13 protein-coding genes are annotated in these 14,317 nt (G+C 62.4%); 4 read left to right on the plus strand and 9 right to left on the minus strand.

Annotated features, from left to right (window positions below; translation table 11 throughout):
- Window positions 1-11: 11 nt before the first annotated feature.
- The 5 genes from AYM40_RS02245 to AYM40_RS02265 form a co-directional block, all read right to left on the minus strand.
- A complete protein-coding gene (locus AYM40_RS02245) occupies window positions 12-1,307 on the minus strand; it encodes a THUMP domain-containing class I SAM-dependent RNA methyltransferase (RefSeq protein WP_063494794.1) in 1,296 nt (431 codons plus the stop codon).
- Window positions 1,308-1,399: 92 nt separating this feature from the next.
- Window positions 1,400-2,131 (minus strand): PqiC family protein, encoded by a 732-nt coding sequence (locus AYM40_RS02250; RefSeq protein WP_063494795.1) that lies wholly within the window; start codon window positions 2,129-2,131, stop codon window positions 1,400-1,402.
- Window positions 2,128-3,786, minus strand: coding sequence for an intermembrane transport protein PqiB (locus AYM40_RS02255; RefSeq protein ID WP_063494796.1), 1,659 nt, complete (start codon window positions 3,784-3,786; stop codon window positions 2,128-2,130). The genes AYM40_RS02250 and AYM40_RS02255 overlap by 4 nt, the downstream gene beginning before the upstream one ends.
- On the minus strand, window positions 3,779-4,429 hold the full coding sequence (locus AYM40_RS02260; RefSeq protein ID WP_063494797.1) for a paraquat-inducible protein A: 651 nt from the start codon (window positions 4,427-4,429) through the stop codon (window positions 3,779-3,781). The genes AYM40_RS02255 and AYM40_RS02260 overlap by 8 nt, the downstream gene beginning before the upstream one ends.
- A 7-nt stretch (window positions 4,430-4,436) precedes the next feature.
- Window positions 4,437-5,198, minus strand: a complete 762-nt coding sequence (locus AYM40_RS02265) for a paraquat-inducible protein A (RefSeq protein ID WP_063494798.1) — start codon at window positions 5,196-5,198, stop codon at window positions 4,437-4,439.
- A gap of 534 nt (window positions 5,199-5,732) precedes the next feature.
- Here AYM40_RS02265 and AYM40_RS02270 point away from each other — a divergent pair.
- From AYM40_RS02270 to AYM40_RS02285, 4 genes are all read left to right on the plus strand, one after another.
- The gene (locus AYM40_RS02270; protein ID WP_063494799.1) at window positions 5,733-6,293 is read left to right on the plus strand and encodes a cytochrome b; all 561 of its coding nucleotides are present in this window, start codon (window positions 5,733-5,735) and stop codon (window positions 6,291-6,293) included.
- 8 nt (window positions 6,294-6,301) lie between these two features.
- Window positions 6,302-6,865 carry a YceI family protein gene (locus AYM40_RS02275; protein ID WP_063494800.1) on the plus strand — a complete coding sequence of 188 codons (564 nt, stop codon included), beginning with the start codon at window positions 6,302-6,304 and terminating at the stop codon, window positions 6,863-6,865.
- A gap of 78 nt (window positions 6,866-6,943) precedes the next feature.
- Window positions 6,944-7,513, plus strand: a complete 570-nt coding sequence (locus AYM40_RS02280) for a YceI family protein (RefSeq protein ID WP_063497798.1) — start codon at window positions 6,944-6,946, stop codon at window positions 7,511-7,513.
- A gap of 289 nt (window positions 7,514-7,802) precedes the next feature.
- On the plus strand, window positions 7,803-9,080 hold the full coding sequence (locus tag AYM40_RS02285) for an MFS transporter (protein WP_063494801.1): 1,278 nt from the start codon (window positions 7,803-7,805) through the stop codon (window positions 9,078-9,080).
- A gap of 208 nt (window positions 9,081-9,288) precedes the next feature.
- Here AYM40_RS02285 and secF read toward each other — a convergent pair whose 3' ends face one another.
- The 4 genes from secF to tgt all read right to left on the minus strand — a co-directional run bounded on the left by secF (window position 9,289) and on the right by tgt (window position 14,157).
- Entirely contained in the window at window positions 9,289-10,239 is a 951-nt protein-coding gene (gene secF / locus AYM40_RS02290; RefSeq protein ID WP_063494802.1) for a protein translocase subunit SecF, read from the minus strand.
- 18 nt (window positions 10,240-10,257) lie between these two features.
- Window positions 10,258-12,297, minus strand: coding sequence for a protein translocase subunit SecD (gene secD, locus AYM40_RS02295; protein ID WP_063494803.1), 2,040 nt, complete (start codon window positions 12,295-12,297; stop codon window positions 10,258-10,260).
- Window positions 12,298-12,415: 118 nt separating this feature from the next.
- Window positions 12,416-12,745 (minus strand): preprotein translocase subunit YajC, encoded by a 330-nt coding sequence (yajC, locus tag AYM40_RS02300; protein ID WP_063497799.1) that lies wholly within the window; start codon window positions 12,743-12,745, stop codon window positions 12,416-12,418.
- A gap of 206 nt (window positions 12,746-12,951) precedes the next feature.
- Window positions 12,952-14,157, minus strand: coding sequence for a tRNA guanosine(34) transglycosylase Tgt (tgt, locus tag AYM40_RS02305; protein WP_063494804.1), 1,206 nt, complete (start codon window positions 14,155-14,157; stop codon window positions 12,952-12,954).
- Window positions 14,158-14,317 lie beyond the last annotated feature (160 nt).

The following is a 14,317-nucleotide window of genomic DNA, read 5'->3' on the forward strand; positions in this document are numbered from 1 at the left end:
TCTGCAAGGGCTCAGGCCGGCGGCGTGTCGTTGTTCGGCGGCCGCTGACGCACGCTGCCCGCGATCAGGTCGAAACGGAACAGCCGGCATTCAAGCGCGCCGTTGAAGAGCGGCGTCTTGGTCGATTCACGCAGACGCAACTGACCGGGCAACTTGCGATCCGACGTCAGGATGAACGCGTGCCAGCCGGTAAAGCGCTGCTTCAGCGCATCGCCGAGCGACTGGAAAAACTCGCTATCCGGTGCTTCTTCCTGGGCCCGGTGGAAGCTCTCGTCGTCGCGGCCTTCACGTGTGGCGCGGCCTTCGCGGATTTCACCACGTGCGTTGCGCCCGCGCACTTCGATCCGCTCGCCGTACGGCGGATTTGCGACGAGGATGCCCGGCTCAGCCGACGGTGCGGTCATGCCGCGTGCGTCGACCTGCTTGAGCGGAATTGACGGCAGGCCAGCGCGCTGGAAGTTCGCACGCGCCTTGTCGAGCATGTCGCCGGAAATATCGCTGCCGAAGATCTGCAGATCGGCGCGCGAGCTGCGGGCGGCGTGCTTGGCGTCGAGCGCGGCGGCCTTCAGCGTTTGCCAGGTCCTGGCGTCGAATTGCTTGAGCTTCTCGAAGCCGAAGCGGCGCTCCGCGCCCGGCGCGATATTCAGCGCCACTTGCGCGGCTTCCGCGAGGAAGGTGCCGCTGCCGCACATCGGGTCGTACAGCGGCGTGCCGGCGGTCCAGCCGGTCAGGCGCAGGATGCCCGCCGCGAGGTTCTCGCGCAGCGGCGCCGCACCCTTGTCCAGCCGCCAGCCGCGCTTGAAGAGCGGGTCGCCGGAGGTGTCGAGATAGAGCGTGCAATCGGTGGCGGTGAGGAACGCGAACACGCGCACGTCGGGCATGGCGGTGTCGATGTTCGGACGCGCACCGCTCACTTCACGCAGACGGTCGCAGATCGCGTCCTTGACGCGCAGCGTCGTGAATTCCAGGCTGCGCAGCGGCGATTTGATGGCGGTGACGTCCACGCGCAGCGTTTCGTTTGCCGAGAACCACTGCTCCCAGCGCTGTTCGACCGCAAGCGCGTAAATGTCCTGTTCGCTGCGATACGGCCGATGCGCGATTTTCAGCAGCACGCGGCTCGCGAGGCGCGAGTGCAGGTTGGCGGCCATGCCGGCGGCCCAGCCGCCGCGGAAATGCACACCGCCGGGCACTTGCGCGCCAGCCGTGAACGGCGCGCCGTTCAGGTGCTTCGCGGCAATTTCCGCGAGCTCGGTGGCGAGCGAGGCTTCAAGGCCACGCGGACAGGGAAGGAAGAAATCGAAGGACATTGAGGTTGCCGGAAGGCGTTAGATAAGGCGCTATTGTACGCGGTCGGGATTACGGGTCGTTTTGGCCTTTTCCTGATCTGGCAAAGAAACCTTCAACTCCCCGCACTGGCAGCCGCAACAGCTGAAGGACACGCCGGCACGGCAAAACCAGCGCCCGTAGCACCCCCAACCTTCCCTTGCGGAGCAGCAGAAGCCATAGCCTGCACCGCACCCGCCACCTGCAAAGCAATCCGCTGCAACGCCACCCGATGCCCATTGACAAGCGCATCGTAGCCGCCGCCAACCGGCTCACTCACCACGCTCCGACAGGTCATCACAGCATTACTACGCACAGCCCGCACACTCCAAACCGCATCGATCAACGCATGCGACCCCGGCCATGACTCGAACCGCTGCACATTCATGCTGACCCGATACACCGGTGTCGTATCGGCATACGCAGTGCCATACACATCGATCGTGTCCAGCTGCTGCGTAAGACTGGTCGACAAAGCCCGACGAAGCTCGTCACCCGGCAACGAAGCCCAACGCTCCTGCTCGAGCACCTGAACCTGCGTCGGTCCCGTCTGCACCACAAGCTGATTCTTCGCCACTTGCGGCGGGACATCGATCGGCGCGACTTCGATCAGCCACGCCGGCGCAGCCGATGTCCGGGCGCTAACCGCCGCCGCAGAGCCAGCAGGCGCACTATCCGCGCCGAGCGTATAAAAGCGGCTCGACGGCGACGAACACGCCGCCATCGCTATCAGTCCGGCCAGAGCGCCGACATAAACAGCGCCGCGCACAAGCCCGCGCGGCGGGCGGGGGAGCCGGGCAAACATCATGGTTTATCTCCTGTTTTACCGCGCAACAGCGATTCCGGATGACGTTCCAGATAATCCGACAGCGCATTCAGCGACTGCAACGTACGTGTCAGTTCCTGCAGCGCCTGATGAACATCCGACTGCAACGGCGAGTCCTGCTGCAATGTCGCCTCGGCCGAACCGAAGGTCTGCTTCGCCGCAGCCAGCGTGTCGCGCGCCTCCGGCACGACTTCCTTGTCGAGTCGCGTGAACAGCTGGTCGGCATTCTTCAACGCGCTGTTCAGGTTCGAACCGATCTGGTCGAACGGCACCTTGTCGAGCTTCTTCGCAATGTCGGCAACCTGCACCTGCAGTTCGTCGAGCGAGTTCGGAATGGTCGGCAACTCGAGCGGATCGCCCGTTACGTCAACCGTGGCCGGCGGCGCTTTCGGGAAGATATCGAGCGCTACGTACAACTGGCTCGTAATCAGATTGCCGGTACGCAACTGGCCGCGCAGCCCATGCTTGACGAGCTGTTGCAGCAAGGTTTGACCCGCGAGGCTGCCCGGTGTCGGCGCGGTTTCGCGGAAGCGCTTGCCGAGGCGGTCCGGGTACAGGTTCATCGTTACCGGCATCGTGAAGCTGCGCGTCTTCGGATCGTAGTCGATGCCGATGTTGGTCACCTGGCCCAGCACGATGCCGCGGAAGTCGACCGTCGCGCCGACCGACAGCCCGCGCAGCGACTGATTGAAGTTCATCACCACACGCAATGGCACGCCATCCGGTTCGCGCATCGCGTCCTGTTCATCCGAACCTAGGCGGAACGTCATGTTGTTCGGCGCCTGCGCACCCACGCCCTGACCCGGCGGCGACTGGAACGACAAGCCGCCGACGATCACCGTGGCAAGCGACTGCGTATTCAGCTTGAAGCCGCTCGAGTCGAGCCGCAAATCGACGCCGCTCGCATGCCACCAGCGCGAATTGGTGCCGACGTACTGGTCGAACGGCGCCGACACGAAGACCCGCATCGTCACGCCGGTGCCGTCCTTGTCGAGCGAGAAGCCGACCACCTGGCCGACCTGCACGCGCCGGTAGAAAATCGGCGAACCGATGTCGATCGAGCCGAGCGAGTCGCCATGCAGAATGAACTGGTGGCCTTTCTGGTCGCCCGTAATCGGCGGCGGTGTTTCGAGGCCGACAAAGTCTTGTTCGGTGTCCGGTGAATGGCCGGCGTCCGCACCGATGTACGCACCGGAGAGCAGCGTGGTCAGTCCGGACACGCCGCTCGCGCCGACGCGAGGGCGCACCACCCAGAAGCGCGAATCCTTGACCGCGAAGTTTTCGCCTTCCTTGGTGAGTTGCACCTGAACCAGCACGTGCGACAGATCCTTCGAGAGCGTAATGGTCTTCACCGAGCCGACATCGACATCCTTGTATTTGACCTTGGTCTTGCCGGGCTCGAGGCCTTCGGCGCTGACGAACGTGATCGTGATGGTTGGGCCTTTTTCGGTCACCGACTTGATCACGAGCGCAAGGCCGATTAGCGCGGCGATCAGCGGAATCACCCAGACGAGCGAGGGCAGCCAGCGGCTGCGCGGCTCGATGTCAGGGTCAGGCAGTTGGGGCGGCAGCTTCGGTCCGTTCGAATCGTTGCGCGGCGCATCGGAGGCGGGCGTCGGTCCTTGCGGGCTAGTCATGGTCGAGGTCCTGAGGTTTTTGAGTACTGCCTTCCACGTTGTCCCAGATGAGCCGTGGATCGAATTGCATGGATGCCATCATCGTCAGAATCACCACCGAGCCGAAGGCGATTGCGCCCGGTCCAGCCGTGATCACAGCAAGCGACTTGAAACGGACCAGCGCGACGGTCAGCGTGACGACGAACACGTCGAGCATCGACCAGCGCCCGATCCGTTCGACCATCCGGTAGAGCGTGGCGCGTTGCTCCGGCCGCCAGCGCGAGCGGCGCTGCGCGGTGGTGGTGAGCAACACGAGCACACTGAGCTTGAGCATCGGCACCATGATGCTGGCGATGAACACGATCACGGCCAACGGCCAGTCGCCCGAGGTCCAGAAGTACACGACGCCGCTCATGATGGTGTCGTCTTCCGAACCGAGCAGCGACGACGTGTGCATCACAGGTAACAGATTCGCCGGAATATACAGCAAGGCCGCGGCGATCAGCAGCGCCCAGGTGCGCATCAGGCTGTCGGGGTTGCGCCGGTGCATCACCGCGCCGCAGCGTCCGCAGTGTTGCGGCGTGACGGAGCGGATACGCGGCTCGACGCGTCCGCACGCGTGGCAGGCGACCAGGCCCGCGCGCTTCGCGGTCACGTATTTCATCGTGCGTTCATCCTTGATGCGGCGCCGGCGGCACCGGCGGCGCCGGCGGCAATGCGGATTGGGCCGTGCCTTGCACCTCAGGCGGCGGGGGCGGCCCGTCAAGCGAACTGACGGCAGCCGCCGCGCTGTCCGCGGCGGTGCGCGGCCGCGGTCTCTGGCTGCGGTTAGCCATTTCGTCGGCGCGGTCCCACAGCTCGCGCGGATCGAACGTGAGCACCACCGCGATCATCAGCGTCAGCACGCCGAACGCGAATAGCGCCGCTTCGGGAATCACGCGTGCGAGACTCACCATCTTCACGATGGTGATCAGCACGCCAAGCATGAACACTTCGATCATGCCCCATGGCCGCACGAATTGAATGGCGCGCAACACGCGGTTGAAGGCGGGCGGCACGTAGCCGGCATTCAGCGGGACCAGCACATAGAGCAGCGCGACCAGCTCGGTCAGCGGGAACAGGATGGTCGAGCAGAACACCATGACCGCGACGATCTGCATGTCCTCGCCCCACAGTGCGATGAGCGCGCCAAACAGCGTGGTCTGCGAGGTGATGCCGTTGGTTTCGAGTTCGACGATCGGGAAGGCCTGGGCGATCACGAAGGTAATCAGCGCGGCCAGCGTCATCGCACAGATACTGTCGAGCTTGCGGGAGACGCCTTGATAGAGCGTCGCGCCGCAGCGCGAACAACGCGCGACCTCCCGCCCGATAAGCCGGCGCTTGTAGAACAGCGTATCGCACTCATGGCACGCGATCAGGTTGTCATGTTCCATACGGCAGAAGAGCTAACGACATGAAGGGAGGCGTGCAGTGCCAGTTTTAGGGCCGGGCAGAAGAAAGCGTGGAGCAATAGTACCAAACGCGCTTCGCGGCCGGGACGGCCATTGCACCCGGTGCGGGGTGAGTCGGGCAGCGGAAGCATCTGGACTGGTCTTACGTGAAAGCGACAGATTTTGACAGTCTCAGTCCCCAATTGTTCAATACTGTTCCGCACGTGGAAGACTTTTGGCCGGGCGGCATTCCGGGTCGACAGCTTTGCATGGGATCAGAGTAAGAGCTTTGCATGGGATCAGAGTAAGCGCTAAAGCGCTAACTCTGATCGACAGCTAAAGCGCTAACTCTGATCGACAGCTATAGCGCTTACTCTGATCGGCCCAGCTTTTTCCGCTTGCGGTAGCATGGCGGCCTTGGCGTGTGCCGCAGCCGCCATGCTTTCTATCGAGCCGCACGATGCAACATGCATTGGCATGCGTGGAATAGCCGGGCCGGCTGCGCCGTTAACCTCTCTTAACTTGCGTTGACCTGTCATGGCACTCAATCCTTCTTTTGGTGGCCGGGAGTCATACACGCGGACTGCCATCGCCTTTCACTGGCTGATCGCGCTGCTGATCGTGTGCAGCTTCGCGCTCGGTTGGGTGATGACCGATATCCCCGGCTTCACGCCCACCAAGCTGCGCTACTTTTCGTACCACAAGTGGATCGGCGTGACGGTGTTCGCGCTCGCCGTGCTGCGCATTCTGTGGCGCGCCACCCACGCGGGCCCGTCGATGCCGCGCCGCATGCCGGCCTGGCAGCGCGGCGCCGCGCATCTCACACATTTTCTGCTCTACGTGCTGATGATCGTGATTCCCGTCTCCGGCTATCTGTATAGCTCGGCGGCCAACGTGCCAGTGGTGTACCTCGGCCTGATTCCGCTGCCGCGCCTGATCGCACCAGACCCGCATCTCAAGGAGCTGCTGAAGAACGTGCATATCGCGCTGAATTACACCTTGCTCGTGCTGGTCGCGCTGCATGTCGCGGCGGCGCTCAAGCATCAATGGCTCGACCGCGACGGCCTGCTGTCGCGCATGCTCCCTTTCATCAAATAAGGATAACCATGAAAGTTTCGTTTTATCGTTACATGCTCGCCACGTTCGCAGCGGCCTCTCTGACCGCGGCCGGCAGTGCGCTCGCGCAGGTCGACGTCGCCAAAAGTTCGGTGACGGCAACGTCGAAGCAGATGAACGTGCCGGTGGAAGGCAAATTCGGCAAATTCACCGCGCAAGTGAAGTTCGATCCGGCAAAACCGGCCGACGGCAGCGCGCAGTTGAGCATCGACGTCGGCAGTTATGACCTCGGTGACGAAAGCTATAACGATCAGGTGCGCGGCAAGGACTGGTTCGACGCGAAGACCTACCCGGCTGCAACTTTCATATCGAGCGCGATCGCCCCGGCCGGCGGCAATCAGTTCAAGGTCACCGGAAAGTTGACCATCAAGGGTAAAGCGCAGACCGTCGTGGTGCCGGTCACGGTCACCCTGCAGGGCGCGACGCAAACTTTCGACGGCTCGCTGCCGATCAAGCGCTCGCAATTCGACATCGGCACCGGCGAATGGAAAGACACCTCGGTGGTTGCTGATGACGTGGTGATCAAATTTCATATCGTCGCTGCACGCAATTGACGTTCGCCGCGCTCTTTGGGTGCGGCCGCTATCCTTCAAGACTTCCAGAAACATAAGGAGCCTGAATTGAAAACATCTCTGTTGATCGCCGTCGGTGCATTGGCCTCTTCCTTCTCGCTCGGCGCGTTTGCTGCCGCCGACACTTATCAGCTCGACCCGACTCACACGTATCCGAGCTTCGAGGCGGATCATTTCGGCGGCCTCTCCGTGTGGCGCGGCAAGTTCGTCAAGAGTTCCGGCACGGTCACGCTCGACCGTGCGGCGAAAACCGGCACGGTGGACGTGACGGTTGACCCGGCTTCGGTCGAGACCGGCAACGGCAAACTCGACGAGCATCTGAAATCGGACGAATTCTTCGACGTTACCAAGTACCCTGCGGTGACTTACAAAGGGACCGATATCAAGTTCGACGGCGACAAGCCGGTCGAAGTGGTCGGCAACCTGACGATCCGCGGCGTGACCAAGCCGCTGAATCTGAAGATCGAATCGTTCAAGTGCATGCAGCACCCGGTGCTCAAGCGTGAAGTGTGCGGCGTGGAAGCGAGCGCTCATTTCAACCGCAGCGAATACGGCATGGATTCCGGTGCCAAGTATGGCTTTAGCATGGATACCAAGCTGCATATTCAGTCGGAAGGCATCAAGCAATAAGCGCTTTAACGAGCCTTTTGCCTATTCGTATTGAATGCCGCTCATGGCGCGGCCGTTGCATCGCAACAAAAAAGCCGCTTCGTTCGCATGTGCGATGAAGCGGCTTTTTATTGCCCGCTTGAAACGCGGGGAGCCTTGTGCAGCAGTCATGGGTCATTTGCCGCTCGCGCCGCCTTAATTTTTCAGGTACATAGAGCGCTGGTTCCGGATTGGTTGTGCGCGCATCCAGTTCGGCGATATCAAGCGTAGAACCTACGTCAACAATATTTCGCGCGCATTGGAGATCTGCATGAATGCAACGGCAGCGGCAAGCCTGGCGGGGAGCCGGCGGAATTCGTGGCGCGCGGTGGCCGCCGCCTCGATCGGCAACGCGCTGGAATGGTTCGATCTGGTCGTGTACGGTTTTTTCGCGGTCATCATCGCGAAGCTGTTTTTCCCGGCGGGTAACGACACGGTCTCGCTGCTCCTGACGCTTGGCACTTTCGGCGTGTCGTTCTTCATGCGGCCGCTCGGCGCGATCGTGATCGGTGCTTACGCCGACCGCGCCGGACGCAAGGCGGCGCTTACGCTGTCGATCCTGCTGATGATGTGCGGCACGCTGATCATCGCGGTTCTGCCGACGTATCAGAGCATTGGCATTGCCGCGCCCGTGATTCTCGTAGTGGCGCGCCTGATGCAAGGCTTTTCGGCGGGCGGCGAGTTCGGCAGCGCCACGGCTTTTCTCGCGGAACACGTACCGGGGCGGCGCGGCTTTTTCGCGAGCTGGCAGGTCGCGAGCCAGGGGCTCACCACGCTGCTCGCGGCCGGCTTCGGCGTGCTGCTGACCGGCAAGTTGTCGCCGGAGCAGATGGCCTCGTGGGGGTGGCGCGTGCCATTCTTCTTTGGTCTTATGATCGGGCCGGTCGCGTGGTATATCCGCACCAAACTCGACGAAACGCCTGAGTTCCTCGCGGCGGAAGCCACCACGACGCCGCTGCGCGACACCTTCGCCAGCCAGAAGCTGCGCCTCGTGATTGCGATCGGCGTGGTGGTGCTCGGTACGGTGTCGAGCTATCTGGTGCTGTTCATGCCGACCTACGGCGTGAAGCAGTTGGGGCTGGCGCCGTCGGTCGCGTTCGCGGCGATCGCGCTGACCGGCGTGATCCAGATGGTGTTCTCGCCGCTGGTTGGCCATCTCTCGGACCGCCATGGCCGCACCACGATCATGCTGATTTCGGCGCTGCTGCTTCTCATCCTGATCAATCCGGCCTTCACCTATCTGGTCGCGCATCCGAGCTTCGGCACGCTGATCGTGCTGCAAATTGTGTTCGGCTTTCTGATGACAGGCTACTTCGCGGCGCTGCCGGGTTTGCTTTCCGAGATGTTCCCGGTGCAGACGCGTACCACCGGCATGTCGCTGGCCTATAACATCGCCGTGACGATCTTCGGTGGCTTCGGGCCTTTCATCATCGCGTGGCTGATCAGCTTCACGGGGTCGAAGGCCGCGCCGAGCTACTACATGATTTTTGCCGCGGCCGTCAGCCTGGTGGCGCTGATGGCGGCGAGACGCAAGCTTGGGTTCCGCTAACACGTTGCCGCGTTGTCCTGCTGCGCGACAGAGCTTGGCGAGCGAGCGTGCAGGGTGCGAGGACGGCGGGACGGAGCAGCAGGGCCACAAAGGCCACAAAGGCCGCAAAGGCCGCAAAGGCGGTAAAGGCGGTAAACGTAAAAGGCCGGTTCGCGAGAACCGGCCTTCCTTTTTTCACGATCGGGCCAGATGTCTGCCTGCAGCAGAATCAGACTTGTGCGCCGGCGTTTGGATCGTCCGGATCGACGCGTTCCTTCTTGTCCTTCACCAGATCTTCGCGCTTCACGCCGAACCACATGGCAAGCGCCGCGGCGACGAACACCGACGAGTAGATGCCGAACAGAATACCGACCGTCAGCGCGAGAGCGAAGTAGTGCAGCGTGGGGCCGCCGAACAGGAACATCGACAGCACCATCATCTGGGTACAGCCGTGGGTGATGATCGTGCGCGACATCGTGCTGGTGATCGCGTGGTTGATCACCTCGATCACGGTCATCTTGCGTTCGCGGCGGAAGGTTTCACGAATCCGGTCGAAGATAACGACGGATTCGTTCACCGAGTAGCCGAGCACTGCGAGCACTGCTGCCAGCACCGACAGCGAGAACTCCCACTGGAAGAACGCGAAGAAGCCGAGAATGATGATCACGTCGTGCAAGTTCGCGATCACGCCGGCCACCGCGTACTTCCATTCGAAGCGGAACGACAGATAGATCACGATGCCGACCACCACACAGGCCAGCGCGAGCAGGCCGTCGGTAGCGAGTTCCTTGCCGACCTGCGGGCCGACGAACTCGACGCGTTGCAACTGCACCTGCGGGTCCTGGCCCTTCAGCGCGCCCATCACCTGGTCGCTCTGTTGCGCCGACGTGTAGCCGTGCTTGAGCGGCAGACGGATCAGCACGTCGCGCGAGGTGCCGAAGTTCTGCACTTGCGCGTCGGGATAGCCGAGCTTGTTGAGCGTGCCGCGCACCGGTTCGAGCGGCGCGGCGCCAGGATACTGCACTTCGATGACGGTACCGCCGGTGAATTCCACCGACAGATGCAGCCCGCGATGCACCAGGAAGAACACAGCGGCAAGGAACGTCAGCAGCGAGATTGCGTTGAAGATCAACGCACGCTGCATGAACGGAATGTCTTTGCGAAAACGGAAAAATTCCATGGTCTTGTTCTCCGGGACTCAGCGGGATGAACCCGGTTTCTGCGGCGTATTGGACGCGTCGCGGCGGCGCACGGTCGGCTTGGCACGCGCCTGGGCCGCGGCTTTGGCCTTGGGCTTGGCGCTTGCAGCGGCGACGGCTCGTGCAGTGTCGGTCGCAGCATCTTCGTTGCCGAGGTAAGCGGCGGCGCCGTCGATGCCTTCCGGTTGCGGACGCCACACCTGACCGATGGCCAGCGACTTGAGCTTCTTCTTGCCGCCGTACCAGAAGTTCACCACGCCGCGCGAGAAGAACACAGCCGAGAACATCGACGTCATGATGCCGATACAGTGGACCATCGCGAAGCCGCGCACCGGGCCGGAGCCGAAGGCGAGCAGCGCGAGGCCAGCGATCAGCGTGGTGACGTTCGAGTCGAGAATCGTCGCCCATGCATGCGCGTAGCCGTTCTGGATCGCCAGTTGTGGCGGCGCGCCGTGGCGCAGTTCTTCGCGCACGCGCTCATTGATCAGCACGTTCGCGTCGATCGCCATACCGAGCGCGAGCGCGATAGCGGCGATACCCGGCAAGGTGAGCGTGGCCTGCAACATGGACAGCACGGCGATCAGCAGCAGCAGGTTGACCGACAAGCCGATCATCGAGATCACGCCGAACAGCATGTAGTACGCGATCATGAAGACGGCGATTGCCACGAAGCCCCACACCACCGAGTGGAAGCCCTTCTTGATGTTGTCCGCGCCGAGGCTCGGGCCGATCGTGCGTTCTTCGATGATGTCCATCGGCGCGGCGAGCGAACCGGCGCGCAACAGCAGCGCGAGGTCGGCAGCGCCTTGCGGCGTGGCCTGGCCGGTGATCTGGAAGCGGTCGCCCAGTTCCGACTGGATGGTCGCCACCGTCAGCACTTCGCCCTTGCCCTTTTCGAACAGCACCATGGCCATCGGCTTGCCGATGTTGTCGCGCGAGACGCTGCGCACCGCGCGGCCACCGGCCGAGTCGAGGCGAATGTTCACCGACGGACGCTGATGTTCGTCGAAGCCTGCCGACGCGTCGATAATGCGGTCACCCGTGAAGATGATCTGCTTGCGCAGCAGCACCGGCGTCTGGTTGCCTTGGGTGAACAGCTCGTCGCCCGGCGGCACCGGATCGGACGGATTCGGATGCGTATTGACCGGGTCGGCGAGGCGCGCTTCGAGCGTTGCCGTACGGCCGATGATGTCCTTTGCCTTCGCCGTGTCCTGCACACCCGGCAGTTCGACGACGATACGGTCCGAGCCTTGCTGCTGGATCACCGGCTCGGCCACGCCGAGTTCGTTCACGCGGTTATGCAGCGTGGTGATGTTCTGCTTGAGCGCGGCGTCCTGCACGGCTTTCTGCACCGCCGGCGTGAACGTGCCGACCAGTTGCACACCGCCGTCCGGGTTCGCTTGCGAGGCCCACTGGAGTTCGCTGATGCCGCGGCCCAGTTGCTTGGATGCCGCGTCTGCCGTGGCCTGGTCGGCGAAATTGATCACCACCGTCTGGTTGACGCGGTTCACGCCGCCGTCGCGGATGTTGTTGTCACGCAGCATGGTGCGCGCATCCGAGGCGTCGGAGTCGAGCTTCTTGTTCAACGCGCCGGCCATGTCGACCTGCAGCAGGAAGTGCACGCCGCCGCGCAGATCGAGACCGAGGTACATCGGCAGTGCATGCAAGGCGCTTAGCCAGCGCGGCGACGCGCTTTGCAGGTTCAGCGCCACGACGAACTGCGGATCGGTCGGGTCGCTGTTCAGCGATTTTTGCAGCAGGTCCTTCACGCGCAGTTGCGTGTCGGTATCCAGCAGACGCACGCGGATGTTCGCGTTGGTCGACGAATTGTCGAACGTGACTTCGTCAGGCTTGATCTGATTGGCGGCCAGCGCCGTTTCGACTGCCGACAGCGTGGTCGAGTCGAGCTTGACCGTCGCCTTGCCGCTCGACACCTGCACCGCCGGCGCTTCGCCGAACAGATTGGGCAGCGTGTACACGAGGCCGATGACCAGAGCCACCAGCATCACGGCATATTTCCAGAGAGGGTAACGATTCATGAGCGGTCCAACGGGAAGGTTGGCTTGGAAGCGATGCGTCCGGCGATGAGCGCGGGCCGTTCAGCGTTGTTCTGCGAGAACCGCCGGCGAGGCCGCGCCGGACGCGAGAGAGCAGGCCTTACAGCGACTTGATCGTGCCCTTCGGGAGAATCGTCGTGACCGACGCTTTTTGCACGGTGATTTCCGTGCCTTCCGAGATTTCGACGCCGACGTAAGCTTCACCTACTTTGGTCACCTTGCCGACGATGCCGCCATTCGTCACCACTTCATCGCCCTTGGCCATCGCGGCGAGCATGTTGCGATGGTCCTTCTGGCGCTTCATTTGCGGGCGAATCATGATGAAGTACAGCACGCCGAACATCAGGATCAGCGGCAGGAAGCTCATCAGGTTCGATTCAATGCCACCTGCTGCTGTGCCTTGGGCGAAGGCATTGGAAATGAACGACACGTTGGTCTCTCCGTTATAAATCAAAACGATCAAAAAAATCAGCCGGTTATTCTACCACTGGCCTGACTGGGGTCGGCACGGCGAATCGGCTTTCCGATCAACCGTTTAAAGCCTTTTTTGCTGCGCACGGAAGTAAATTGTAATGTCTGCCGTGCGAGGCCGGCCGATTCCTCAGGCAAATTCGTCAGCTGATTCCCGCTTGCCCGCTAATCGATGCCGCGCGCGCGGTTCTCGTGGAAGCGCTTGCGGAAGGGCTCGAACAGCTTTGCGTCGATCGCGTCGCGCATTTCCTGCATCAACTCGAGGTAGTAGTGCAGGTTGTGAATCGTGTTCAATTGCGCACCGAGGATTTCCCCTACACGATGCAGATGGTGCAGGTAGCCGCGGGTGAAATTTCGGCAGGTATAGCAACCGCATTGCTCGTCGAGCGGGCGCAGCGAGTTCTTGTGCGCGGCGTTGCGGATCTTGATGTCGCCGAAACGGGTGAAGAGCCAGCCGTTGCGCGCGTTGCGGGTCGGCATCACGCAGTCGAACATGTCGACGCCGGCGGCCACCCCCGCCACCAGGTCTTCCGGCGTGCCGACGCCCATCAGGTAGTGCGGCTTGTCGGCCGGCAGCTTCGGGCCGATATGGTTCAGCACGCGCATCATGTCTTCTTTTGGCTCGCCGACCGACAGGCCACCGATTGCGAGACCGTGGAAATCCATCTCCGCGAGACCTGCCAGCGACTCGTCGCGCAGGTCTTCGAACATGCCGCCCTGGACGATGCCGAAGAGGGCATTCGGATTGCCGAGACGCTTGAATTCGTCGATGGAGCGCTGGGCCCAGCGCATCGACATGCGCATCGAATCCGCGGCTTCCTGATGTGACGTCGGCACGTTGTTGGTCGCATACGGCGTGCACTCGTCGAACTGCATGACGATGTCCGAGTTCAGCACCTTCTGGATCTGCATCGACACTTCCGGCGACAGGAAGAGTTTGTCGCCGTTGATTGGTGATGCGAACGTGACGCCATCTTCGGTGATCTTGCGCAGATCGCCAAGCGAAAACACCTGAAAGCCACCGGAGTCCGTCAGGATTGGTTTCTTCCAGCCCATGAAGCCATGCAGGCCGCCGTGCGCCTCGATCGTTTCCAGGCCCGGGCGCAGCCACAGATGGAACGTGTTGCCGAGGATGATCTGCGCGTGCATTTCTTCGAGCTCGCGCGGCTGGACCGCCTTCACCGTGCCGTAGGTGCCGACCGGCATGAAGATCGGCGTTTCGACCACGCCGTGATTCAGCGTGACGCGGCCGCGGCGGGCCTGGCCGTCGGTGCCGAGCAGTTCGAATTTGAGGCCGTTGTCAGGGCGCGACGCGGCGCTCGCGCAGGTACCGCAGGTGCCGCTTGTATCGTGGGTAAGACCGTCGGTCATGGGGACTCCTGTGCCACCGGAGAACAGCTTTGCATGGGACCGGAATAAGCGCTGAAGCGCTAACTCCGGATCGACAAGTCCGGCGCAAATGATGAACGCCGCCGGGTAAGCCACGGCGGCTGGGTGAAGAAAACTCAAGATGCAGCACAGATCTGCCGCT

This window comes from Paraburkholderia phytofirmans OLGA172 (assembly GCF_001634365.1).
In the GTDB taxonomy this organism is placed as follows: Bacteria; Pseudomonadota; Gammaproteobacteria; order Burkholderiales; family Burkholderiaceae; genus Paraburkholderia.